General features: G+C 69.6%; 21 protein-coding genes. 9 read left to right on the forward strand and 12 right to left on the reverse strand.

The window, feature by feature from the left end; genetic code table 11:
* Positions 1–17: 17 nt before the first annotated feature.
* Positions 18–392 carry a sulfate permease gene (locus ACPYN4_RS05090; RefSeq protein WP_424445779.1) on the forward strand — a complete coding sequence of 125 codons (375 nt, stop codon included), beginning with the start codon at positions 18–20 and terminating at the stop codon, positions 390–392.
* Positions 393–427: 35 nt separating this feature from the next.
* Here ACPYN4_RS05090 and ACPYN4_RS05095 read toward each other — a convergent pair whose 3' ends face one another.
* Complete coding sequence (locus ACPYN4_RS05095; protein WP_424445780.1) at positions 428–1,426, reverse strand: DNA-processing protein DprA; 999 nt, start codon at positions 1,424–1,426, stop codon at positions 428–430.
* Positions 1,427–1,824: 398 nt separating this feature from the next.
* Between ACPYN4_RS05095 and ACPYN4_RS05100 the strand changes: the two genes are divergently transcribed.
* Positions 1,825–2,733 (forward strand): DNA adenine methylase, encoded by a 909-nt coding sequence (locus tag ACPYN4_RS05100; protein ID WP_424445781.1) that lies wholly within the window; start codon positions 1,825–1,827, stop codon positions 2,731–2,733.
* On the opposite strand, the gene ACPYN4_RS05105 is transcribed toward ACPYN4_RS05100, so the two are convergent.
* On the reverse strand, positions 2,684–4,201 hold the full coding sequence (locus ACPYN4_RS05105; protein WP_424445782.1) for a hypothetical protein: 1,518 nt from the start codon (positions 4,199–4,201) through the stop codon (positions 2,684–2,686). The genes ACPYN4_RS05100 and ACPYN4_RS05105 overlap by 50 nt on opposite strands.
* Positions 4,202–4,373: 172 nt before the next feature.
* Entirely contained in the window at positions 4,374–4,715 is a 342-nt protein-coding gene (locus ACPYN4_RS05110) for a helix-turn-helix domain-containing protein (protein ID WP_424445783.1), read from the reverse strand.
* A 148-nt stretch (positions 4,716–4,863) separates the two neighbouring features.
* On the opposite strand from ACPYN4_RS05110, the gene ACPYN4_RS05115 reads away from it, so the two are divergent.
* Genes ACPYN4_RS05115 through ACPYN4_RS05125 form a run of 3 tightly spaced genes read left to right on the forward strand, consistent with a single transcriptional unit; the run spans position 4,864 to position 5,992 of the window.
* Positions 4,864–5,214, forward strand: coding sequence for a metallopeptidase family protein (locus ACPYN4_RS05115; RefSeq protein ID WP_239280705.1), 351 nt, complete (start codon positions 4,864–4,866; stop codon positions 5,212–5,214).
* Positions 5,211–5,495: an ATP-dependent Clp protease adapter ClpS gene (gene clpS / locus ACPYN4_RS05120; protein WP_424445784.1), complete on the forward strand. Its 285-nt coding sequence runs from the start codon at positions 5,211–5,213 to the stop codon at positions 5,493–5,495. The genes ACPYN4_RS05115 and clpS overlap by 4 nt, the downstream gene beginning before the upstream one ends.
* Positions 5,492–5,992 carry a DUF2017 family protein gene (locus ACPYN4_RS05125; RefSeq protein WP_424445785.1) on the forward strand — a complete coding sequence of 167 codons (501 nt, stop codon included), beginning with the start codon at positions 5,492–5,494 and terminating at the stop codon, positions 5,990–5,992. The genes clpS and ACPYN4_RS05125 overlap by 4 nt, the downstream gene beginning before the upstream one ends.
* Positions 5,993–5,998: 6 nt before the next feature.
* Here the strand turns inward: ACPYN4_RS05125 and ACPYN4_RS05130 are convergent, their stop codons facing one another.
* From ACPYN4_RS05130 to gatC, 6 genes are read right to left on the reverse strand one after another with little or no spacing between them, the layout of a single operon-like run.
* A complete protein-coding gene (locus ACPYN4_RS05130) occupies positions 5,999–6,580 on the reverse strand; it encodes a hypothetical protein (RefSeq protein ID WP_424445786.1) in 582 nt (193 codons plus the stop codon).
* Positions 6,564–6,884, reverse strand: coding sequence for a hypothetical protein (locus ACPYN4_RS05135; RefSeq protein WP_239280696.1), 321 nt, complete (start codon positions 6,882–6,884; stop codon positions 6,564–6,566). Before ACPYN4_RS05135 ends, ACPYN4_RS05130 begins: the two co-directional genes overlap by 17 nt.
* 52 nt (positions 6,885–6,936) lie before the next feature.
* Entirely contained in the window at positions 6,937–8,196 is a 1,260-nt protein-coding gene (dinB, locus tag ACPYN4_RS05140; RefSeq protein ID WP_239280694.1) for a DNA polymerase IV, read from the reverse strand.
* 58 nt (positions 8,197–8,254) lie between these two features.
* Positions 8,255–9,769, reverse strand: coding sequence for an Asp-tRNA(Asn)/Glu-tRNA(Gln) amidotransferase subunit GatB (gene gatB / locus ACPYN4_RS05145; RefSeq protein ID WP_424445787.1), 1,515 nt, complete (start codon positions 9,767–9,769; stop codon positions 8,255–8,257).
* Positions 9,769–11,280 (reverse strand): Asp-tRNA(Asn)/Glu-tRNA(Gln) amidotransferase subunit GatA, encoded by a 1,512-nt coding sequence (gatA, locus tag ACPYN4_RS05150; protein WP_424445788.1) that lies wholly within the window; start codon positions 11,278–11,280, stop codon positions 9,769–9,771. Before gatA ends, gatB begins: the two co-directional genes overlap by 1 nt.
* 14 nt (positions 11,281–11,294) lie before the next feature.
* Positions 11,295–11,594, reverse strand: coding sequence for an Asp-tRNA(Asn)/Glu-tRNA(Gln) amidotransferase subunit GatC (gene gatC / locus ACPYN4_RS05155; protein WP_424445789.1), 300 nt, complete (start codon positions 11,592–11,594; stop codon positions 11,295–11,297).
* A 63-nt stretch (positions 11,595–11,657) separates the two neighbouring features.
* Between gatC and ACPYN4_RS05160 the strand changes: the two genes are divergently transcribed.
* Positions 11,658–13,364, forward strand: coding sequence for a long-chain-fatty-acid--CoA ligase (locus ACPYN4_RS05160; RefSeq protein WP_424445790.1), 1,707 nt, complete (start codon positions 11,658–11,660; stop codon positions 13,362–13,364).
* Here the strand turns inward: ACPYN4_RS05160 and ligA are convergent, their stop codons facing one another.
* From ligA to ACPYN4_RS05175, 3 genes are all read right to left on the reverse strand, one after another.
* Positions 13,365–15,545, reverse strand: coding sequence for an NAD-dependent DNA ligase LigA (gene ligA, locus ACPYN4_RS05165; RefSeq protein WP_424445929.1), 2,181 nt, complete (start codon positions 15,543–15,545; stop codon positions 13,365–13,367).
* Between the two features lie 210 nt (positions 15,546–15,755).
* Complete coding sequence (gene mnmA / locus ACPYN4_RS05170; RefSeq protein ID WP_424445791.1) at positions 15,756–16,853, reverse strand: tRNA 2-thiouridine(34) synthase MnmA; 1,098 nt, start codon at positions 16,851–16,853, stop codon at positions 15,756–15,758.
* A 50-nt stretch (positions 16,854–16,903) separates the two neighbouring features.
* The gene (locus tag ACPYN4_RS05175; RefSeq protein ID WP_424445930.1) at positions 16,904–18,085 is read right to left on the reverse strand and encodes a cysteine desulfurase family protein; all 1,182 of its coding nucleotides are present in this window, start codon (positions 18,083–18,085) and stop codon (positions 16,904–16,906) included.
* 54 nt (positions 18,086–18,139) lie between these two features.
* Between ACPYN4_RS05175 and glgX the strand changes: the two genes are divergently transcribed.
* The 3 genes from glgX (at position 18,140) to glgB (ending at position 24,523) form a co-directional block, all read left to right on the forward strand.
* Positions 18,140–20,260, forward strand: a complete 2,121-nt coding sequence (glgX, locus tag ACPYN4_RS05180; RefSeq protein WP_424445792.1) for a glycogen debranching protein GlgX — start codon at positions 18,140–18,142, stop codon at positions 20,258–20,260.
* 160 nt (positions 20,261–20,420) lie between these two features.
* A complete protein-coding gene (locus ACPYN4_RS05185; protein WP_424445932.1) occupies positions 20,421–22,388 on the forward strand; it encodes a maltotransferase domain-containing protein in 1,968 nt (655 codons plus the stop codon).
* Positions 22,385–24,523 carry a 1,4-alpha-glucan branching protein GlgB gene (glgB, locus tag ACPYN4_RS05190; protein WP_424445793.1) on the forward strand — a complete coding sequence of 713 codons (2,139 nt, stop codon included), beginning with the start codon at positions 22,385–22,387 and terminating at the stop codon, positions 24,521–24,523. Before ACPYN4_RS05185 ends, glgB begins: the two co-directional genes overlap by 4 nt.

A 24,523-nucleotide genomic window follows, 5' to 3' on the forward strand; every position in this document is an offset into this window, starting at 1 on the left:
CGTTAGAGGAGCCCATTATGATCCGCCTACTGTGGACAGCCAGCACGGTGGTCCGCTACTTCCTGCGTCGTTACATGCCGGGCAACATCCTGCTCGACCTGATCCGAACGAGGAACGGACTGAAGTGGGGCGTGCCAGCGATGCTGCTGGCCGCTCCGTACCTGGGCGTCGCTGCCTGGTGCACTACTCTCATTGAGTCCGGCGGCCCCGGATGGCTTCACCTCGTGGTCCTGATCTGCATCTGGAACGCTCTGAAGATGATCGTCATCGGCCCGGTAAGCGTGGTGCTGCTCGTGAGGGCACGCGCCAAGGAACGCCAGGCCCGGAAGCGTGCCGAGCGCGCGGTAGACGCTAAGGTGTCTAAGCGTGAACTCACTCGCAGCATCCGATGAGAGACACTTCCATCCGTCCAACCGTTGACGAGCAGCTACAACGAACGTGTTGGTTCAGGCGTAGCCGGACGGACTCGATCCGCATCAACTTGCGGACGCGGCGCTGAGACTTGGCGAGCGTTGCCGCGTTTCCCCAGGCGCGCAAGATCGGCGCTGTCTGCGACCAGCGACGCGGTGCCTTCCCGTAGCAGACGATGGGGACCGACGCTCGCGGCGCTCGTCACCGGACCAGGCACCGCTCCCACGCTTCGACCCAGCTCGAATGCGTACTGCGCCACCCCCAACGAGCCTGACCGACCTGCCGCCTCGACGATGACCGTCGTAGACGCGAGCGCCGCCATTAGCCGCCCGCGAGCGATGAACCGATGCCGCGTGGGAACGGCGCCAGGTGGCACCTCGCTGACGAGAAGCCCGACATCAGCCCCGCGGTCGAGTAGGTCGCGGTGACCAGCAGGGTAAGGACGGTCGACTCCGTTTGCGAGGATCGCGATGGTGTCTCCGCCTGCGGCGAGCGCAGCTTGGTGTGCAAAGCCTTCGATCCCATACGCGCCGCCAGCGACGACCACTCGTTCATCCGCAGCCGTCGAAGCGGCGAGTTCGCGGGCAACATGGTCGCCGTAGGGAGTGGATGCGCGTGACCCGGTGATCGTGACGAAGTCCTGCAACGGGCGTGAGAGGAACGATGAGGCGCCGCGCGTCCATAACACGTATGGGGCGAGATCGCCAAGGTCGTTGAGGGCGACGGGCCAGTTGGTGTCGCCTGGGACGAGAACCTGGATGCCTGACTGCTGAGCCTGGTCAAGACGGGCGGCGATGTCCTTCGCCGCAGGTGCGTCGAAGTGGTCGCGCCAGACCTGCGCGTCGACGGTGCTGAGACCTACCACCGCGCCGTCGTGCTCAGCAAGCCGGAGCGTCTCCATCGCCCCGAGTCCATTCAGGACCCGGCCCGTCACCGGATCATTGGGCTCGACAAGCATGGACAGCACCATCCGCGCGGTTCGCTCGTCACCTGCAACATCACTCAAGCCAGCCATCATCGGTTCCTCTCGGCATTCGATGCCTACGAGGTGCGCCTGCGGCGCCCACGGTCGGGGTGCAACTCAGCGCTCCTCCTTGGTCGTGCAGCGACATGGGCGCAGCTCCTGAGGCTCATCCGACAGGCTCCGACACGCCGACCTTCTTGCGAGTGCATCCGCGTGGCGAAGCACCTTGGCGGCTGTAACGACTAGTATCCGTAACATGAAGTCTTTGGGCAGCCTGAGTGATGTGGGGCTTACCGAACTTGATCGCGCGTTGCGTCATGAACGCCTACGCCGCCGGGAGGCATGGCGAGACTGCGAGCACTGCGACCAGGCGTTCCTTGGCCGAGGTGACGCTCGCTTCTGCTCAGCCCGATGCCGTGTTGCCGCACACCGTGCGAGGAAGGACTCCAATGACTGACAGCCTGCGTGTCATCGGGTCACGGCGATACGGCACACTCTCACCGTTGAGATACCCCGGCGGAAAAGCTGCGCTTGCTGGCTTCTTCGCTGACATCATCGAGGTTCTTGGTATCACGGATGCCCGCTACATTGAGCCCTACGCCGGAGGTGTGGGCGCAGGGATCGCACTCCTGCGAGAGGGCATCGTCCAACACCTGGTAGTCAACGACATCGACCCAGCCGTCCACGCATTCTGGAAGTCTGTCGTTGCCTACAATGCAAGCTTTGTAGAGCTGGTCGAGTCAACGCCGCTGACCATTGACGAGTGGCAGAGACAACGAGAGATATACCGCTCCCGAGACGAGAGCGATGTGCTGCGCCTAGGATTCGCCTTCTTCTTCCTCAACCGAACAAATCGCTCGGGGATTCTGAACGCAGGCGTTATCGGCGGGCAGCGCCAGGAAGGGAAGTACAAGATTGATGCCCGGTTCAACCGGCAAACCCTCGTTGAGCGGTTGACCGCAATCGGCGAGCTGGCAGATCGGATCACGGTCTCTGACCTCGATGGCAGGACAGTAATTCAGCAGTACTCTCACGACGAGCGATCGTTCATGTATATCGACCCGCCCTACGTGCAGGCAGGCTCGCAACTCTACCTAAACGCCTTCGACGGACGGGACCACAAGGCCCTCTCGGCGATCGTCAACTCGGTTGAAAAGGCGCACTGGCTGGTGACCTATGACACGGCCCCACTGATCGAGAAACTGTACAAGGATCAGTTCCAGTGCCGGCTGGAACTCACCTACTCTGCCAGATACCCAGGGCAAGCCGAAGAGCTACTGGTGGCATCCCCGTCGGTCGCACAGGCGATCAAGACGTTGCAGTTGACGCCTGTGAGATCGGACGCAACAAGCGCCTGAGCAGCGGGTTCACAACCTTCCACGCCTGCCGCACGTCGTCCGCGCTAACGGAAGCATCGGCGCTGTGCGCGATGAGGTTGAACCACTGGATCGACCCGTGCTTGTGAGCGTTACCCGACTGAATAGTGGCAATAGTCGACTTGAGAGACTTCTCTTGTCCGTAGGACTGCACGACATGCTTGAATACATCGCTCAACTGGCCGGTGACGGGGGTCGGGCCGCCCTCGAAATGGACCTTGATGGTCGCCTCCAATACTGAGCGCATGAGAATCGCGGCCGCGATCGAGAGGTTCGAGAGGCTGATCCTGCGCAGCTCGAAGTATCGCAGCTTGAGATTCAGTGGCGCGTTCTCGTAGTCAAGCCCCGACAGATCAAGCGTGTCCTTCGTGTCTGGATGGTTGGGTCCACGGCTGCCGGTGCCACCAGGTGAACCAGGCGGGGTCGGACCAGTTCCATTCCCACCAGTGCCGGAGCCGCCGGGCGCACCGGATGGACCACCTTGGGATGGTCCTGATGGCGTTGGTTGCGTGGGAGGATTGGGCGGTGCTGGTTGCGGCGGGGCAGGAGTCGAGACGCCGTTCAGACGATTCACCAGGGACTGATATTCCTGGTTGCGTTTCTTGAACTCTGGTGAGCGAGTGTTGAGATGGCCCGCGCGAAACTCGCTGACGAGGTACTCCAAAGCGTTGAGCTTCTTCTTCGTCAACTTCGTGGCGATCTTCTCGGGCGTCGATGCCCGCGGCAGGAGCATGCCGTCCTTGTCGAACTCCACGCCGATCGCGGAAGCAATCTCCTTGCTTCGGTAGGCATACTCGAAGGCTGACATCGCCAGGTCATCACTCGCCGCGTACTGCCGGAGGGTGTGGTCGGAGAATGGCGCTGCGCTGAGGAAGCGCCGCATCACGGCCATCCTCATGAACCTGGCAACCTCGACGTCCGGGTACTGCGCCTTCACATCGTCGACCGTGGTCTGCTCGTCGACGAGCGAATAGTAGAAGGTGGCCTGCTGATCGCGGCTCCAGCGCCTCTTCGAGATGCCAGTGTGCAACCTCGCTACATGAGGTGCAGCTGTCGCCCGGTCGGGAGCGACGATGACACGGATCCGTTCCGGGAGATTCTCCGCCTCCACTGCGTACCGCTTCAGCAAGGCTCGAATCTCTGCCTCATGGCCGGGCACGATCGTCGGGTCCTGGAGCGCCTTGAGCGCGCTCACTCGACGGTTGCCTTCCAGCACGGTGTATGGGGAGCCGCTGCCGGAGGCCGATGCCGATGTCACGATCGGGACTTCGTTGTCGAAGTAGCCGTCGCGGAGGATCAGTCGCGCGGCTCCGAGGACGTCCTCAGATGCAAACAGGTACTTCAGGGCACCTGCTTCGTCGTCGCGACGCGTCGGTATGCGGTAGTTCTCCAGGTCGAGAAGGAGCTGATCGAGGTCGACCTCAACTATCGGTAGCTGCTCGTAAGCCATATCCAGCCCTGCTCTCGTGCTCCGTCCGGCGATCCGCGCCCTCGGTGCCGAACTGGCGAGAGCAGTCGTTCATCCCCAACGGTATCTGTCTGCCTCGGTCCCTGGGCTGAGACACGTCGGGAGCGATGATGTCCGCCAAAGCTCTTCGCGCGACCAGCGGCCCGGAACGGCGCTACGAGCCATCGCTGGCTTCCTCCACAAAGAGTCCAGCCTCGACCAGCGCTGCGCGTACGGCCTTGCGGTCCACACCCATCCGGCGTCCGATCGCACGCATCGAGACGCCCGCTCGCGCCAGGCGCACAGCCTCTGCCTTCTCGTCGAGTCCAAGTCCCGGTCGGCGGCTCGGCACGTCGCGGCGGCGAAGGTGGGAGAACACCGTGGTGCGGTGGATGCCGTACCTCTCAACAAGAGCCTTCACACCCATCCCGGCCAGGTAGTCACCGACGAGCGCGTCCACCTCAGCGGCGGTGAGAAAAGTTTGAGCCGTCTCGACAGTCCTCACGACGGGGGCCACGCTCGTCCTTCGGAGCGGTATCCTGGGGACGTCGAGAGACGTCGTAGACCCCACGGTCTAGGCGGTTGACCAGGGTTTTCGTCTTGGGGGCGGAGTTGCCGAACGTGCTACTCAGGCACCCCACTTCCTCCCCGGTACGGAGGTCCGCATGATCCAGATGGATGCCGACACGTTCGGCGATCTGGTGGAGGACGAGCTCGACCTCCTTCCGGATGACATGATCGACGGCCTCGACAACGTCGTGTTCGTCGTCGAGGATCGCCCCGAGGACGGCTCGCTGGACCTGCTGGGCCTCTATGACGGCCTCGCGCTCACCGAGCGCGACCGCTACGGCATCGGCGAACTGCCCGACCGCATCATCGTGTATCGGGAGCCGCACCTGCACGCGTGCGAGACCGTGGCTGAGCTGCGCGACGAGGTGCACACGACGCTGGTGCACGAGATCGCGCACTTCTACGGCATCGACGACGATCGTCTGCACGAGCTGGGCTGGGCATGACCCTCCCCCTCGAAGACGTCCGTCTGGACGAGCAGCAGTCGGCCGACACGCCCTGGCAGGCGGTCGTCTGGAACGATCCGGTCAACCTCATGAGCTACGTGGTGCATGTCTTCCGCACCTACTTCGGGTTCTCGCCCGAGCGTGCCCAGCGCCTCATGCTCGCGGTTCACCACGAGGGCCACGCTGTCGTCGCGGAGGGGGCCCGGGAGCAGATGGAGCTCCACGTGCAGGCGATGCACGACTACGGCCTGTGGGCCACCGTCCGGAAAGGACCGCAATGACCGGCCGCACCGTGCTGATGGAGATCTCGCTCCTCGAAGCCGCGCACCTGACCGATCTCGTCGCCCAGTTCGCCGAACTGCTCGACACCACCCTCGACACGGATCCCCGGACCGACCCGGCGCTCGCGCGCCTGGTTCCCGACGCCTACGCCGACGATGCCACCGCGTCCGGCGAGTTCCGGCGCCTGACGCAGGACGACCTCCTCGACCGGCGTCGCGCCGACGTCGCCACTGTGACGACGAGTCTATTGCGCGACGGCCACACCCTGCGCTCCGGTGCCCTCGACCGCGTGGACGCCGAGACGGCGATGGTGATCGAACTCGACGACGACGCGGCATCGGCGTGGCTGCGCACGCTCGCCTCGCTGCGCCTCGTGCTCGCGTCGAGGTTGGGGATCGCCTCCGAAGACGACCACGATCCCGACGATCCCCGCTTCGGGGTCTACGACTGGCTGGGCTACCGTCTCGAGGGGCTGCTGCAGGCGCTCGAAGGCTGAGACGCCCTACGGGATCTCCGCCACGAGCGTCGCCCAGTGGCGCGGGTGGTCGCGGGCGAGATGGATGTCCTCTTGCGCGGCCCAACGCTCCCAGTGCGGCCGGTACGTGTCGCCGTCGCGGCGCAAGGCCCGCTCGCGGCGAGAGCCGGCTGGCGACTCCAGCCAGATGCGGACATCTGCCAGAGCCGCGGATGCCGGGGTCAGCACCCCGGATCCCTCGACGATGAGCCCGGTGCCCGGCCCCACGGCATCCGACTCTCCCTGCCGCTGCGCGGACCAGTCCCACCGCCGCCATCGCGCGGGACGCCCCGCGCGATGCGGCGCGAGGATCTCTTCTCGGGCGGTCTCTGCTCCCTGCGCGAGGCCGTCCCACCCTGGGTAGATGTCGTCGAGGGCCACGACGCGGACCGGGCTGGGCCAGTCCGCGGCGATCAACGCCGCCAGCGTGGTCTTGCCCGACCCGGAGCGGCCGTCGATGAGGACGACCGGCGCGGTGGGCGACGAGGACGCGGCGCTCACCTGCGCCAGCGCAGCGGTCGCCGCGTCGCGCAGCGCCGTCGCGACCGGATCGTCAGCGCTTGAGGGCACGGATGACGCGACTGAGCGCGCGACCGGCGACCCACACGAACGGGATCCCCACCGCCACCAGCGACACCAGGTTCGGCTCGAACCTCAGGTCGTCGCCCTTGCGGATGTAGGCGCCCAGGGGCACGGCGAATCCGCCGCCACCGCCGCCGCTGCCGCGATCCTCGTCCTCACCGGCGCCGAAGCCCGACCAGGAGAGGGCGACGGGAACCAGACGGATGCCATCGACGTCCTGCTGTTCGCCATAGACGCTGCTGACGCCGAGGGACGCGGCCTGCTTACCGAGTTCAAGTGCGAGGTTGGGCATGCCTCCACCGTAGTGCGCCGCGTCGCCGCCGGGTAGGCGGGCGGCTGCGCCGTCACTCGGTGCGCGGCAGGCGCGGGTTCGTGGGCAGTGCGTTCACGTCGCGGCGTGGGCCCAGCACGCTGGCCCGCGTGACCGCTCCCCCGCCGAAGCGCTCACGTGCGTCGTCGAGCGCGGCGTCGACCCGTCGCCACTCGGCATCGTCGTCCCAGAGCGGCATGAGCCCGCCACCGGCATGCTGCAGCTTCTCCGCGCGCACACCGATCAGTCGTACCGGCTGCGTCAGCTGCAGCGCCTCGAACAGGCCGATCGCGACGTCGCCGATGCGCTGGCCGACGTCCGTGGGTTCGGGAAGGCTCGACGCCCGGCTCAGTGTCGTGAAATCGGCGTACCGCAGCTTCAACGCGATCGTCCGCGCCCGGAACCCGCCGTCGCGCAGCCGCGCGGCGACCCGGTCGGAGAGCCGCCGCAACTCGCTGCGGAGCACCGTCGGGTCGGCGATGTCGTGCAGGAAGGTCTCCTCGTGCCCGATGCTCTTCTCTACCCGGTCGGTCTCCACGCTGCGCGGATCCACGCCGTGCGCCAGCTGCCACACCCGCTCGCCGCCGGCGGGACCGAGGGCTCGTTCGATGACGCTGCGGGGGGACGCGAGGATGTCGGCGACGAGACGGATGCCGCGATTCTCCAGCGACTCGGCCGCTTTCGGCCCGACGCCCCAGAGCGCTGAGACCGGCAGCGCGGCGAGGAACGAGGCCGTGTCGGGCGCGCTGACGATCAGCATCCCGTCGGGCTTCGCGCGCGTCGAGGCGATCTTCGCGACGTGCTTGGTCGCGGCGACGCCGACGCTGCACACGAGACCGGTCTCGGCTTTCACCCTCGTCCGCAGCATCCGTGCGATCTGTCCCGGCGTGCCCCAGAGCCGGCGCGCACCGGAGACGTCGAGGAACGCTTCGTCGATCGACAGCGGCTCGACGAGCGGCGTGATGTCGTGGAAGATCCCCATGACCTGTCGGGAGAGGGCCGCGTATCGCTCGAAGTGCGGCACGACGACGGTCGCGTGCGGGCACAGCCGCAGCGCGACCTGGACGGACATCGCCGAGCGCACGCCGTAGCGCCGCGCCTCGTAGGAGGCGCTGGAGACGACGCCGCGCCCCTCCATGCCGCCGACGATGAGCGGCTTGCCGGCCAGCGACGGGTCGTCGAGCACCTCGACCGACGCGTAGAACGCGTCCATGTCGACGTGGAGGATGCGGGTGCCGGTGTCGTCGGCATCGTCGGGCGAGACCATCCGCCCGCTGCCGTCTCCTCGCCCCATGCCTCCATCCTCCCCCGACCCGCCGACACCGGCGCGCCCCTCGCGGGGTGCGAGCCGGTCAGCCGGTGGCGCGCTCCAGGACGAGCTCGCGGACGCGGGCGGCGTCGGCCTGGCCGCGCATCGCCTTCATGACCGCGCCGATGACGGCGCCGGCGGCCTGCACCTTGCCGTCGCGGATCTTCGCCAGCACATCGGGCTGCGCCGCGAGGGCCTCGTCGATCGCGGCGATGAGGGCGCCGTCGTCCGAGACGACCGCGAGCCCGCGGGCGTCCACGACCTCCTGCGGCGTGCCCTCACCGGCGATGACGCCCTCGAGCACCTGACGCGCGAGCTTGTCGGTGAGCGTGCCCGCGTCGACGAGGTGCTGCAGGGCGGCGACGGATGCCGGCTCGACCAGCGAGCTCGCCTCCACACCCTGGGCGTTCGCGATGCGACTGATCTCGCCCGTCCACCACTTGCGCGCCGCCGCCGGCGACGCGCCGGCCGCGACCGTCGCCTCGATCTCGGCGAGGAGCCCGCCGTTGACGACATCCTGGAACTCCAGGTCGGTGAAGCCCCAGTCCGTCTTCAGGCGCCTGCGGCGCACCGCGGGCGGCTCGGGCAGCGCGGCGCGCAGGCTCTCGATGAGCTCAGCCGACGGCGCGACGGGCAGCAGGTCGGGCTCCGGGAAGTAGCGGTAGTCGTCGGCATCCGACTTGGGACGGCCGGGCGAGGTCGTTCCGGTGTCCTCGTGCCAGTGGCGGGTCTCCTGGGTGATGGTGCCACCGGCGGCGAGGATCGCGGCCTGGCGCTGGATCTCGTAGCGCACCGCGCGCTCGACCGAACGCATCGAGTTGACGTTCTTCGTCTCGGTGCGGGTGCCAAGCTTCTCCTGACCGCGCGGCCGCAGCGACACGTTGGCGTCGCAGCGGAGGTTACCGCGCTCCATGCGCGACTCGGAGATGCCGAGACCGATGACGATGTCGCGGATCGCCCGCACATAGGCGGCCGCGAGCTCGGGCGCGCGGTGCTCGGCGCCGAAGATCGGCTTCGTGACGATCTCGACGAGCGGCACGCCCGCGCGGTTGTAGTCGACGAGCGAGAACTCCGCGCCCTGGATGCGCCCCGTCGCGCCGCCGACGTGTGTCAGCTTGCCGGCATCCTCCTCCATGTGCGCGCGCTCGATCGGCACCTCGAAGGTCGTGCCGTCGGCGAGCTCGACCTCGACCTGGCCCTCGAACGCGATCGGCTCGTCGTACTGGCTGATCTGGTAGTTCTTGCCGAGGTCGGGGTAGAAGTAGTTCTTGCGCGCGAAGCGGCTCGACGGCGCGATCGAGCAGCCGAGGGCGAGACCCAGCGAGATCGAGTACCGCACGGCCGTCTCGTTGACGACCGGCAGCGATCCCGGCAGGCCCATGTCGACGGGCGCGACGAGCGTGTTGGGCGCGGCGCCGTGGTAGCGCTCGTTCGCGGGGTTCCCCGCGGGAGAGAACATCTTGGTCTCGGTGTTGAGCTCGACGTGCACCTCGAACCCGAGCACCGGCTCGAACAGCTCGAGGGCCTTGTCGAAGTCCATCAGGGCGGCCTTGGCCATCAGCGGTTCCCTCCCAGCGCGGGCGCGCGGTCCAGCAGCGGGCCGCCCCACGAGTCGATGAGCAGCGTCTCGAGCGCGGCGCCGACGCGGTACAGGCGCGCGTCTTCACGAGCCGGCGCGACGAACTGGATGCCGACGGGCAGCCCGTCCTCCTCGGCGAGGCCCGACGGGACCGAGATCCCCGGGACACCGGCGAGGTTCACCGGGATCGTCGTCACATCGTTGAGGTACATCTGGATCGGGTCGTCGATCTTCTCCCCGAGGCGGAACGCGGTCGTGGGCGCGGACGGCGTCGCGATGACGTCGACCTGCGCGAACGCCGCGTCGAAGTCGCGCTGAATGAGCGTGCGGACCTTCTGCGCGCTGCCGTAGTACGCGTCGTAGTAGCCCGCGGACAGGGCGTAGGTGCCGAGGATGATGCGGCGCTTGACCTCGTCGCCGAACCCGACATCGCGCGAACGCGCCATGACGTCTTCGACGGTGCCGCCGGGGACGTCGACGCGCAGGCCGAAGCGCACCGAGTCGAACTTCGCGAGGTTGCTCGACGCCTCGGCGGGCAGGATCAGGTAGTAGGCGGCGACGCCGTACTCGAAGTGCGGCGCGCTGACCTCGACGATCTCCGCGCCCTGCGCCTCCAGCAGCGCGAGCGAGGCACGGAAGGAAGCCGCGACGCCGGCCTGGAAGCCGGAGTCCGGCAACTCCCGGATCACGCCGACGCGCAGCCCCTTCAGCACCTCGCCGGTCGCACCCTCTCGGGCCGCGGCGGCGAACGACGGCCAGGCGTCGGTCAGCGACGTCGCGTCGTGCGGGTCGTGCCCGGCGATGACATCGTGCAGCAGCGCCGAGTCGAGCACGGTACGCGAGACCGGGCCGACCTGGTCGAGCGAGGAGGCCAGCGCGATCGCGCCGTAGCGGCTGACGCCGCCATAGGTCGGCTTCATGCCGACGGTGCCGGTGACATGCGCGGGCTGACGGATCGATCCGCCGGTGTCGGACCCGAGCGCGATGGGCGCCTCGAACGCGGCGACGGCCGCGGCGGACCCGCCGCCGGACCCACCGGGGATGCGGTCGAGATCCCACGGGTTGTGCGTCGGCCCGTAGGCGGAGTGCTCCGTCGAGGAGCCCATAGCGAACTCGTCCATATTGGTCTTGCCGAGGGGAACCAGTCCCGCGGCGCGCGCACGAGCGACGACGGTGGCGTCGTAGGGCGACATGAACCCGTCGAGGATCTTCGACCCGCTCGTGGACGGCATGTCGGTCGTGACGAGCACGTCCTTGATCGCGAGCGGAACGCCGGCGAGCTGCCCGAGCTGTTCACCGGCAGCACGGCGCCGGTCGATGTCCTGGGCGACGTCGAGCGCGTGGTCGCTGACGTGCAGGTAGGCGTGCACGTCGCCGTCGACGGCGGCGATGCGGTCGAGATGAGCCTGCGTCGCCTCGACGCTGGACACCTCGCCGGCGACGAGCTTCGCGGCGAGGTCAGCGGCGCTCAGGCGCGTGAGATCGGTCACTGCTCCTCCGGCGCTCATTGCTCTTCACCGAGGATCGCGGTCACCCGGAAACGGCCCTCCGCGGCATCCGGAGCGTTCTGCAGCACCTGCTCGACGGTCAGCATGTCGCCGACGACGTCGGGGTGGAAGACGTTCTCCAGCGGGATCGGGTGACTCGTCGCGGGCACGTCGGGGGTTGCGACCTCCGACACCTTCGCGATGTTGTCGACGATGACGGAGAGCTGCCCGGTCAGGCGCTGCACTTCGTCGTCATCGAGCTGAATCCGGGCCAGCACGCCGAGATGGCGCACGAGTTCAGGGGTGATTTCAGACACCCGTCGATTCTAGACGGCCGCGGTCGAGGCTCCGCGGCGCGGGATCGGCTCTAGGATGAGCGCGTGACGACGTACGAGCCGCCCCGCCCCTGGATCGCCAGCTACGCGGAGGGCGTCCCCGCCGACCTGGAGCCCGTCGCAGGCAATCTGCTGGACATCGTGGCGGCGTCGGCGCGCGACTATCCCGAGGCGCCCGCCCTTCAGTTCTTCGGGCGGGAGACGACGTATCGCGCGCTGACGGATGCCGTCGAGCACGCCGCCGCGGGGCTGCGCGCTCTCGGCGTCGGCAAGGGCGACACCGTCGCGATCGTCCTCCCCAACTGCCCGCAGCACATCATCGCGTTCTACGCGATCCTGCGCCTCGGTGCGATCGCGGTCGAGCACAATCCGCTCTACACGCCGCGGGAGCTGCGCAAGCAGTTCGAGGACCACGGCGCGAAGACCGCGATCGTGTGGAGCAAGGTCGTCGCGACGGTCCAGGAGTTCCCTGCGGACCTCGCGGTGACGAACCTGATCGCCGTCGACGTCACGAAGGCGATGCCCGCGACGCTGCGGTTCGCCCTGCGGCTGCCGATCGCGAAGGCGCGCGCCTCGCGTGAGGCGCTCACCGAGCGGACGCGCGGCGCGATCGCGTGGGAGAAGCTGCTGCAGGCGCCGGCGCTGCCGGCATCCTTCCCGGGGCCTGCCACCGACGACGTCGCGATCATCCAGTACACGAGCGGTACCACCGGAACGCCCAAGGGCGCGGTGCTGACGCATCGCAACCTGCTGTCCAACGCCAGGCAGGCGCAGGCGTGGGTGCCGCAGATCCAACGCGGCAAGGGTTGCGTCGTGTACGCCGTGCTGCCGATGTTCCACGCGTACGGGCTCACGCTGTGCCTCACGTTCGCGATGTCGATGGGCGCGCGACTCGTCCTGTTCCCCCGGTTCGAGCCCGCCATGGTGCTCGAGGTCACGAAGAAGCACCCGGCGACGTTCCTCCCGCTCGTCCCGCCGATCGCCGACCGACTGCTGAAGGCGGCACGGGCCGAGGGGGTGTCGCTCGCCGGCACCGAAGTCGCGATCTCCGGCGCCATGACGCTCCCGCACGATCTCGTCGTGCCGTTCGAGGAGGCGACCGGCGGCTACCTCGTCGAGGGCTACGGTCTGTCGGAGTGCTCCCCCGTGCTCATGGCCAACCCGGTCGCCGAGAACCGGAAGCCGGGCACGGTCGGCCTACCCCTGCCGGGCACCGAGTGCCGTGTCGTCGACCCCGACGACCCCACGGTAGACGTCCCGGCAGGTGAGCGCGGGGAGCTCGTCGTCCGCGGTCCGCAGGTGTTCCAGGGGTATTACGGCAAGCCCGAGGCGACCGAGGAGGTGTTCGCCGACGGCTGGTTCCGCACCGGCGACATCGTGCAGATCGACGAGGACGGGTTCGTCCGCATCGTCGACCGCATCAAGGAGCTCATCATCACCGGCGGCTTCAACGTCGCGCCGACGGAGGTCGAGAACGCGCTGCGCCAGCACCCGGACGTCATCGACGCCGCCGTCGTGGGCCTGCCGAGCAACCACTCCGGCGAGGAGGTCGTCGCGGCCGTCGTCCTCGACCCCGAGGCGAAGGATGCCGACGTCGAGGGCATCCGGGAGTTCGCGCGCAGCATCCTCACCCCGTACAAGGTGCCGCGGCGCATCTTCGTCGTCGATGAGCTGCCGACATCGCTCATCGGCAAGGTGCTGCGCCGCCAGGTCCGCGAGTCGCTGCTGCAGCTCACCCAGCCGTCGGAGTGATCACCCCGCGTCGGGGTCGAGCGCATCGAGCGCGGCGGGACCCTGCTCGACGAGGATGCGGAACTGCGCGGCGTCGATGATACGGATGCCGAGATCTTCGGCCTTACCGAGCTTCGAACCCGCACCCGGGCCCGCTGCGACGAAGTCGGTCTTCTTCGAAACGCTGGAGGCGGCCTTGCCGCCGGCGGCGATGATCGCCTCCTGCGCCCCCTCCCGGGTGTAGCCCTCGAGCGAGCCGGTCGCGACGACGGTGACGCCCTCCAGCACGCCGCCCGCGGCGGCAGCCGCGCCGGGACCGGGGTGTCCGGGGATCTCCAGCCGCGCGCCCGCGGCCTCCCAGCGCTCGACGATCTCGCGATGCCAGTCGACCTCGAACCATTCCAGGAGCGAGTCGGCGATGATCCCGCCGACGCCTTCCACCGCCGCCAGCTCCTCGCGGCTCGCGGCGCGGATCGCGGCCATCGACCCGAACCACTGGGCCAGCGCGCGCGCCGCGACGGGGCCGACGTGACGGATGCTGAGGGCCACGAGGAAGCGCCAGAGGTCCTTCGTCTTCGCCTTCTCGAGTTCTTCGATGAGGGTCAGCGCCTGCGCGGAGGGCTGCGGGCCGGTGAGGCCCTCCTTCTTCTCGGCCGGGGACGGCTGCCGGCGGAACGGCGCGCGGGTCACCGGCTCGCCGCTCTGCTCGTCGAGCTTGGGCTCGCCCGTCTCGGCGTCGCGCACGACGACCTCGATCGGGACGAGTTCGTCGAGCGTGAGGTCGAACAGCCCCGCCTCGGTGCGCAGCGGCGGCTCCGCCGGCACGGTCGGCTGGGTGAGCGCGGCGGCGGTGACCTCGCCGAGCGCCTCGATGTCGAGCGCGCCGCGCGAGCCGATGTGCTCGACACGTCCGCGCACCTGGGCGGGGCACGTCCGCGTGTTGGGGCAGCGCAGGTCGATGTCGCCCTCTTTCGCGGGCGCGAGGGTGGCTCCGCACTCGGGGCACTGCGTCGGCATGACGAACGCGCGCTCGCTGCCGTCGCGCAGCTCGACCACCGGGCCGAGCACCTCGGGGATGACGTCGCCGGCCTTCCGCAGCACGACGGTGTCGCCGATGAGCACGCCCTTGGCGACGACGACCTCCTGATTGTGGAGGGTCGCCTGCCGCACCACCGACCCCGCGACCCGCGCGGGCGCCATCACCGCGAACGGCGTCGCGCGGCCGGTCCGCCCGACCGACACCACGATGTCGAGCAGCTTCGTGTTGACCTGCTCGGGCGGGTACTTGTAGGCGATCGCCCAGCGCGGGGCGCGGCTCGTCGCCCCGAGTTCGTCGTGCAGGGCGAGCTCGTCGACCTTGACGACGACACCGTCGATCTCGTGTTCGACGTCGTGCCGGTGCTCGCCGTAGTGCGTGACGAAGTCGAGCACGCCGTCGATGTCGTCCGCCGTGCGGAAGTAGGGGCTCGTCGGCAGTCCCCACTCCGCCAGCAGTGCGTACACCTCGCTCTGCGACTGCACGGGCGGCGCGGGCCAGGCGCCGATGCCGTGCACGAACAGGCGCAGCGAGTCCAGCCGCGCGCGTCCGGCCTCCAACTCCATCCCGCTCTTCTTCTCCAGCTGCTGGCGCAGCCCGCCGCTGGCGGCGTTGCGCGGATTGGCGAAGGCCGGAAAGCGGCGCGCAGCACTACGCGTGAGCTTCTCCTCGTCGCCGCCCCGCGCCAGGCCGTCCGCGATGACGCGCTCGCGCAGTCGCGCCTGCAGCGCGTTCAATTCATCGAATGCCGCGACGGGAATATAGACCTCACCGCGCACCTCCACGAGCGGCGGATGGCCGGTGCCGGACAACCGCGAGGGGATGCCGGCGACCTGCACGGCATTGACCGTCACGTCCTCTCCGACGCGCCCGTCGCCCCGTGTCGCCGCCGAGACCAGCACGCCGTTCTCGTAGCGGAGGTTGATCGCAAGGCCGTCGATCTTGAGCTCGAGCAGCCAGCGCACAGCCCGTCCCGCGGCCCCCTGCGTCTTGACGCACCAGTCGCGCAGCTCGTCGGCACTGAAGACGTTGTCGAGGCTCAGCATCCGCTCCGCGTGCTCGACGGGAGCGAACATCGAGGCCTGCGCGGCTCCCACCGACAGCGTCGGCGAGTCCTGACCCTGCACCTCCGGGTAGGCGCGCTCGATCGCCTCGAGGGCGCGCATCCACCCGTCGTACGTCGCGTCGTCGACGATCTCGGCGTCGCGGCCGTAGTACGCCTCGCGCGCTCCGACGATCAGCTCGATGAGCCGGTCGGACGCGGCGCGGGCCTCGTCGAGCGTCGCGGGAAGCTCCTCTGCAGTATCGGTCACACCGAGAGTCTAGGAGGGGGTGCCGACACCGCCGGGGCGCTTGCGTGCGGACGCAGGATGCGCTTACGCGGTGACCGGCACGGCGGAGACCGTCCGGTCGATCGTGAACTGGCCGATGACACGGGTGCCGTCGTACAGCACCGCCGTCTGGCCGGGTGCGACGCCGTCGAAGGGCACCGCGGGGGTCACCGTGAGAGCGCCGCCGACGAAGGCAGCCCGTGCGGGCACCGGCTCGGCATGGGCGCGGATCTGCACGTCGCAGTCGAAGGCGTCGGATGCCGGGGCGCGCCCCGCCCACGTGTATCGCTCCCCCGCGATCTCCGCGGTCGCGAGCGCCTCCTTCGGACCGACGACGACCGTGTTGGAGACGGGGCGCACCTCGAGGACGAACCGCGGCTTGCCGTCCGAGGCGGGAACGCCGAGCTTGAGGCCGCGCCGCTGGCCCACGGTGTACGCGTGCGCGCCCTCGTGACTGCCGACGACGGCGCCCGAGCGGTCCACGATCGCTCCGGCCTGCGCACCGACCCGGTCGGCGAGCCAGCCGCGGGTGTCGCCGTCGGGGATGAAGCAGATGTCATGGCTGTCGGGCTTCTGCGCGACCGTCAGGCCGCGCGCGGCCGCCTCGGCCCGCACGAGCGCCTTCGACGGCGTCGAGCCCAGCGGGAAGTAGGTGTGGGCGAGCTGCTCGGCCGTCAGCACGCCGAGCACGTACGACTGATCCTTCGCCTCGTCGCTCGCACGGTGCAGCTCCCGCCCGTCCGGCCCGTCGACGAGGGTCGCGTAGTGCCCCGTGCAGACGGCGTCGAAGCCCAGTTCGATCGCACGCTCCAGCAGCGCGGCGAACTTGATCTTCTCGTTGCAGCGCATGCACGGGTTCGGCGTGCGGCCGGCCCGGTACTCGGCCACGAAGTCGTCGATGACGTCGTCGCGGAACCGCTCGGAGAAGTCCCACACGTAGAACGGGATGCCGAGGCGGTCCGCCGCCCGGCGGGCGTCCATCGCGTCCTCGATCGTGCAGCAGCCGCGGCTGCCGGTGCGCAGGGTTCCACCGGCGCGTGACAGCGCGAGATGCACGCCGACGAGGTCGTGCCCCGCCTCCACGGCCCGCGCGGCCGCGACGGCGGAGTCCACTCCGCCGCTCATCGCCGCCAAGATCCGCATGCCTCCAGTCTACGAGCGCGACAGCGGGGCGGTCGCGGCGGAGGCGACGGTCAGCGGCCGGCGGAGGCGAGGGCGCGCGCGTACGCGTCGGGAAGGGCCGCCAGCACCGCATCCACGTCGGCATCCGTCGTCGTGCGTCCCAGCGTGATGCGCAGCACCGACCGGGCGGCGCGCTCGTCGCGGCCGAGCGCGAGGACGACGTGCGAGGGCTCGGCGACGCCGGCCTGACAGGCGGAGCCGGTGGAGACGGCGATCCCGGCGACGTCGAGGAGGAACAGCAGCGTCTCCCCCGCCGCCCCCGGGAAGAGCACGTGCACGTTCCCGGGGAGCCGGTGCCGCGGATCGCCCAGAAGCTCGGCGTCGGGCACTCCGGTGCGGATGCCGGCGATGAGCCGATCGCGCAGCCCCGACAGGCGCTGCGACTCCGCGACCCGTTCCGCCTCGGCCTCGGTCAGGGCGGCCGCCAGCGCGGCGGCCCCCGCGACGTCCGGCGTGCCCGACCGCAGCGCGCGCTGCTGCCCGCCGCCGTGGAGGAGCGGCGCGAGCGCGGCGTGCCGCGAGACGACGAGGGCACCGGTGCCCACCGGCGCGCCCACCTTGTGCCCCGACAGGCTCAACGCCACGAGCCCCGCGGCGTCGCGGGCATCCCCACGCCAGCGCGCGAAGTCGACGGGGAGATGCCCGAGGGCGCCGACGGCGTCCAGGTGCAGCGGCACACCGGCGGATGCCGCGGCAGCGGCGAGTGCGGCGGCATCCTGCACCGTGCCCACCTCGTTGTTCGCCACCAGCGCCGTCGCAAGCGCGGCGGGGCGCTCCCCGTCGTCCGCGCACGCGGCGGCGAAGCCGTCCGAGTCGATGCGGCCGACCCCGTCGAGCGGGACGGCCCGGAGCCGCGCCCCCTGCGTCTGCAGCCACGCCGCCGTGTCGAGCGTGGCGTGGTGCTCGCCGCCCGGCAGCACGATCGCCTCCGCGCCCGCCGGCCGTGCCCACCACAGCCCCTTGAGGGCGAGGTTGACCGACTCGGTCCCGCCGGAAGTGAGCACGACCTCGATCGGGTCGCAGTCCACGACCGCGGCGATCGCCTCCCGCGACTCCTCGAGCAGCCGGCGCGCCGCCTGGCCGGCGCCGTGCACCGACGAGGCGTTGCCGGTGATGGCAGACGCCGCGAGCCACGCATCGCGCGCGACGGCTCGCACCGGAGCCGAGGCGGCGTGGTCGAGGTAGATCGTCATGACGCTCCCCCGCTGCTCACGCGGCCGGCTCACCGCGTTACTACTGTAGAGCGCATGGTCAGCCCGCACCCGACGAGCACCGCGCCCCTCGGCATCCCCTCGGCGACGGGTGACGTCCCGCCGATCCCCGCGTTCCTCGGCGCCGCCTACGACGATCTCGGCGTCACCCTGGGCCCCGAGGGGGCGTCGTTGCGCGTCTGGTCGGAGGGCGCGACGAGCATCGACCTGGTGATCTTCGACGCCGTCGACCTCGACTGGATCACGGCGACCCTGCCGCTGGCGCCCGTCGGCGAGGACGTCTGGGAGGTCCGCACCGCCGACCTGCGGGTCGGCACCCGGTACGCGCTGCGGGTCGATGGCCCGGCGGGCGCCGGTCACATGTTCAACCCGTCGAGCCTGCTCATCGACCCCTACGCCCGCGGGCTCGTGCCGGTGCGCCTCGGCGAATGGCGCTCGGTCGTCGTCGATGACGCGTTCGACTGGCAGGGCGTCGCGGCGCCGCGCACGCCGCTCGATCGCACGGTCGTCTACGAGGCCCACGTCACGGGGCTGACCAAGCGTCACCCGGACATCCCGCCGGCGCTGCACGGCACGTACGCGGGGCTCGGGCACCCCGCGATGATCGAGCATCTGCAGCGACTGGGCATCACCGCCGTCGAGCTCCTCCCGATCCACGCGTTCGAGACCGAGCCGCGGCTGCTGCACCAGGGCCGCACCAACTACTGGGGCTACAACTCGCTGGCGTTCTTCGCGCCGCACGCGCCCTACGCCACCGCCGAGGCGATCGCGGCCGGTCCGGATGCGGTGCTGCGCGAGCTCAAGGAGATGGTGCGGGCTCTCCACGCGGCCGGCATCGAGGTCATCCTCGACGTCGTCTACAACCACACCGCGGAACTGGGCATCGGCGGCCCTCGATCCAGCTTCCGCGGCATCGACAACCGCGCCTACTACCGCCAGCACGACGACGGCGCCTACATCGACGTCACCGGATGCGGCAATTCGTTGAACACGGCGACGGATGCCGCGGCCCGCCTCGTGATCGACTCACTGCGCTACTGGGCGCGAGAGGTGCACATCGACGGCTTCCGGTTCGATCTCGCCGTGACGCTCGGGCGCGACGGCGCGCACGCCTTCTCGCCCGATCACCCCCTGCTGCGGGCGATCGTCGATGATCCGGCGCTGGCGGGCGTGAAGCTCATCGCCGAGCCGTGGGACGTCGGGATCGGCGGATGGCAGACCGGCAACTTCGGCGCGGGCTGGTCGGAGTGGAACGACCGCTATCGCGACCGGGTGCGCAACTTCTGGCTGAGCGACATCGACTATGCGCGGCGCGCGGCGACCTCACCGGTCGGCATCGGCGGGTTCGCGACGCGCCTCGCCGGCTCCTCGAACACGTTCAGCGAGGAACGCGGTCCGCTCGCCAGCGTCAACTTCGTCACGGCCCACGACGGCTTCACTCTGCGCGACCTGGTGTCGTACGACGTCAAGCACAACCTCGGCAACGGCGAGCAGAACCGTGACGGCGCCGACACGAACCGCTCCTTCAACCACGGCGCGGAGGGCGCCACCGACGATCCCCACATCCTCGCGACGCGCCGCAAGGCGATGCGGAATCTCCTCGGCACGCTGCTGCTCTCGGCCGGTGTGCCGATGATCACGGCCGGCGACGAGATCGGACGCACCCAGCGCGGCAACAACAACGCGTACTGCCATGACTCCCCCCTCACCTGGCTGAACTGGCAGCTCGCGCCGTGGCAGGAGGATCTCCTCGCCCACGTGCGCCGTCTCGTCCGGCTGCGCCACGACAACCCGGCGCTGCGCCCGCACCGCTACGCCCACGCCGCGTACGAGGTGCCGAACTCGTCCGTCATCGACTGGTACGACGAGCACGGCGAGACGATGTCGATCGAGCGCTGGACGAACCCCGCGCACCGGACGCTGCAGTATCTCGCGCAGTCCACGCCGGAACAGGGCGAGCCCAACCGCATCCTCCTCATCGTCCACGGCACCGAGCACCCCATCGACGTGACCCTTCCGGAGATCGAGGACGTCACCGGCTACGTCTCGCTGTGGTCGAGCGTTCCCGAGCGGCCCGACGAGGACGAGCCGGTCCGCGCGCCGGGAGAGGTCATCGCGCTCCCCGGCACGGCCATGCATCTGTTCCGGATCATCTGAATCCGGGTAGGTTCGAGTCGTGGCATCAACGACGCGTTCCGCTCCCCCCGCATCCTCGCCCGGCGCGGCGGCGCCGACGCTGCGCAGCACGGCGCAGATCCCGCTGCGGCCCGCCGTCGCCCTCCCCGACGCGCCCGAGAGCGGCGTCGGGCGGATCCCGCTGCTGCTGCCGCGCCCGGCGGTCCCCACCGGGCTGCACCGCCCGTCGGCGTTCGTCGGCGAAGCCGTCGTGTTCGGCGTCACCGCGTTCCGTGAGGGCCACGATCTCATCGGCGCGCACCTGCGGCTGACCTCGCCGTCGGGAGCGTCATCGCTGCACCGGCTGACGCCGCTCGGTGACGGGTTCGATCGGTGGGAGGTGGAGGTGGCGCCGCTGGAGGAGGGTGTCTGGACCTTCCGCTTCGAGGCATTCGCGGACGATTACGCGACATGGGAGCACGCCGCCGAACTGAAGATCGCGGCCGGCGTGGACAGCGCGCTCATGCGCGAGATGGGCGCGCTGCTGCTGACCGCTGCCGCCGCCGAGAAGGACCGCCCCGCGGCGCAGCGCCGCGCGCTCACCGGCGCCGCGGCCGCCCTGCGCGATGAGGCGACGACCGACGAGGAGGCTCTGATCGTCGTCCGTGACCCGGCGATCGCCGCGTTCTTCCGGGAGCGCCCGGTGGCGAGCCTCACCACGGCCGGCCGGCCGCAGGAGCTCCTCGTCGAACGCGAGCGGGCCGGCGTCGGCGCCTGGTACGAGTTCTTCCCCCGCTCCGAAGGGGCCAAGCGTCTGAAGGACGGGACCATCAAGAGCGGCACGTTCCGCACCGCGACCAGGCGTCTGCCGGCTGTCGCGGCGATGGGGTTCGACGTGCTGTACCTGCCGCCCATCCACCCGATCGGCGAAGTGAACCGCAAAGGCCCGAACAACACCCTCACCGCGGGAGAGGGCGACCCCGGGTCGCCGTGGGCGATCGGCTCGGCTGCCGGCGGACACGACGCGGTGCACCCGGACCTCGGCAGTCTCGCCGACTTCCGTGCGTTCGTGCGCGCCGCGAGGGCCGAGGGCCTGGAGATCGCCCTCGACCTCGCGCTGCAGGCCGCACCCGACCACCCGTGGGTGCGAGAGCACCCGGAGTGGTTCACGACCCTGCCGGATGGATCGATCGCGTACGCCGAGAACCCGCCCAAGAAGTACCAGGACATCTATCCGATCAACTTCGACAACGACCCGGCGGGCATCCGCGCCGAGGTCCTGCGGATCGTGCGCCACTGGATCGCGCAGGGAGTGAAGATCTTCCGCGTCGACAACCCGCACACCAAGCCCCTGCAGTTCTGGGAGTGGCTCATCGCGACGGTGAACGCCGAGCACCCCGACGTCGTCTTCCTCGCCGAGGCGTTTACCCGTCCCCGCCCGATGCAGGCGCTCGCGCAGGCCGGCTTCCAGCAGAGCTACTCGTACTTCACGTGGCGCAACACCAAGAGCGAGCTCGAGGAGTTCTTCCATTCGATCTCCCACGAGACCGCCGACTTCATGCGGCCGAACCTGTTCGTGAACACGCCGGACATCCTCACGGAGTACCTGCAGTACGGCGGTCGTCCCGCGTACAAGATCCGCGCCGCCCTCGCCGCCACCGCGGGCGCGTCCTACGGCGTCTACGCGGGGTACGAGCTCGTCGAGAACGTCGCCCGGCCCGGTTCCGAGGAGAACATCGACAACGAGAAGTACGAGTACAAGCTCCGTGATTGGGATGCCGCGGCATCCGCTGGCACGACGCTGGCGCCGTATCTGACGCGTCTCAACGAGATCCGCCGCGCGCACCCGGCGCTGCGGCAGCTGCGGAACCTCACGATCCACTGGAGCGACGACGACGCCATCCTCGTCTACGTCAAGCACCTCCCCGCCGCTCTCAGCCCGACCGGGCAGGCCGACACGATCATCGTCGTCGCCAACGTCGACCCGCATTCCACGCGCCAAACGACTGTCCATATCGACAGTTCGGTCTTCGGCATCCCCCGCGGTCACGACTACGCCGTCGAAGACCTCATCACGGGTGCGCAGTGGACCTGGAACCAGGACAACTTCGTCCGCCTCGACGCGTTCGACGAACCCGTCCACATCCTGCACGTCAAGGAGTCCCGATGAGCGCCGTTTCCGACGAGATCCTCGACGCCGTCGCGACCGGCTCCTACCACGCGCCGCACGACGTGCTGGGACCCCATCGCCTGCCCGACGGCACCTGGGTGATCCGCACCCGCCGGCCCATGGCGCGGACGGTGGCCGCTGAGCTGGACGACGGCACCGCGGTCACCCTCGCGCACGTGCGGAGCGGCGTCTGGGAGGGGACCACGCCCCACCAGCCCCGGGCGTACGAGATCGTCGCGACCTACGACGGCGCACCGGACTTCCGGGCCGACGACCCCTACCGTCACCTGCCGTCGCTCGGCGAGATGGACCAGTACCTCATCGGGGAGGGACGTCACGAGGAGCTATGGCGCGTCCTCGGTGCGCACGTGCGGCACTACGACGGCGTCAGCGGTGTGTCGTTCGCGGTGTGGGCGCCGCACGCGCGGGCGGTGCGGGTGACCGGTGACTTCAACGCGTGGGACGGTCAGGGGCACGCGCTGCGCAGTCTCGGCTCCAGCGGCGTGTGGGAGCTGTTCGTCCCCGGCCTCGGCGCCGGCACGACGTACAAGTACGAGATCCTCACGCATCGCGGCGAGTGGATCCTCAAGGCCGACCCGATGGCCCAGTGGGCGGAGGTGCCGCCGGCGACCGGCTCGGTGGTCACCGAGAGCACGTACACGTGGGGGGATGCCGAGTGGCTCGCGCGCCGCGCCGCCGGTGACGTCCTGTCGCAGCCGATGTCGACCTACGAGCTGCACCTCGGCTCCTGGCGTCCGGGACTCGGCTACCGCGACGCGGCCGACCCGCTCATCGACTACCTCACCGAGGTCGGCTACACGCACGTGGAGTTCCTGCCGCTGGCCGAGCACCCCTTCGGTGGCTCGTGGGGCTACCAGGTCTCGGGCTACTACGCCCCGACGAGTCGCTTCGGAACCCCGGACGACCTGCGCTACCTCATCGACCGGCTCCACCAGGCCGGCTTCGGGGTCATCATGGACTGGGTCCCCGGGCACTTCCCGAAAGACGCGTTCGCCCTCGCCCGCTTCGACGGCGAGGCGCTCTACGAGCACCCCGACCCTCGCCGCGGCGAGCACAAGGACTGGGGAACGCTGATCTTCGACTACGGCCGCAACGAGGTGCGCAACTTCCTCGTCGCGAACGCGCTGTACTGGCTCGAGGAGTTCCACGTCGACGGTCTGCGCGTGGATGCGGTGGCCTCGATGCTGTACCTCGACTACTCGCGCGAGGCGGGCGAGTGGGAGCCCAACATCCACGGCGGTCGCGAGAACCTCGAAGCCATCCGCTTCCTGCAGGAGGTCAACGCCACCGCCTACAAGCGCTACCCCGGCATCGCGATGATCGCCGAGGAGTCCACGAGCTACCCCGGAGTCACCGCCCCCACCAGCGCCGGCGGGCTCGGATTCGGCCTCAAGTGGAACATGGGGTGGATGAACGACTCGCTGGAGTACATCAAGCGGGACCCGATGTACCGGTCCCACCACGAGGGCGAGCTGTCGTTCTCGTTCGTCTACGCGTTCAGCGAGCACTTCGTGCTGCCGATCAGTCACGACGAGGTCGTGCACGGCAAGGGGACGCTGTTCACGCGCATGCCGGGCGATCACTGGCAGAAGCTCGCGAACACGCGGGCCTTCCTCGCCTACATGTGGGGCCACCCCGGCAAGCAGCTGCTGTTCATGGGTCAGGACTTCGGTCAGCTGTCGGAATGGTCCGAAGGACGGGGCCTGGACTGGTGGATGCTCGACCAGCCGCCGCACCGTCAGCTCCTCGACTTCGTCGGCGCCCTCAACCGCGTCTACCGGGAGAATGCGCCGCTGTGGGCCCGCGACAGCGACGGATCCGCCTTCGCGCGCATCGGCGCGCCGACCTGGAACCCGAATGTCATCGCGATGGCGCGGCACGACCATCACGGCAACTGCGTCGTCGTGGTCGCGAACTTCTCCGGGGTGCCGATCCACGACTACGTGCTCGATCTGCCGGGCGGCGGTGAATGGACGGAGCTGCTGAACTCCGACGCCGCCGCCTACGGCGGATCGGGCGTCGGCAACCTCGGCGCCGTCCACGCGGACGACAACGGCCGCGCGACGATGGTGCTTCCCCCGCTCGGCGTCCTCTGGCTCGGCCGGCGCGGCTGA

The organism is Microbacterium sp. CH-015 (genome assembly GCF_049707015.1).
Classification (GTDB): domain Bacteria; phylum Actinomycetota; class Actinomycetes; order Actinomycetales; family Microbacteriaceae; genus Microbacterium; species Microbacterium aurum.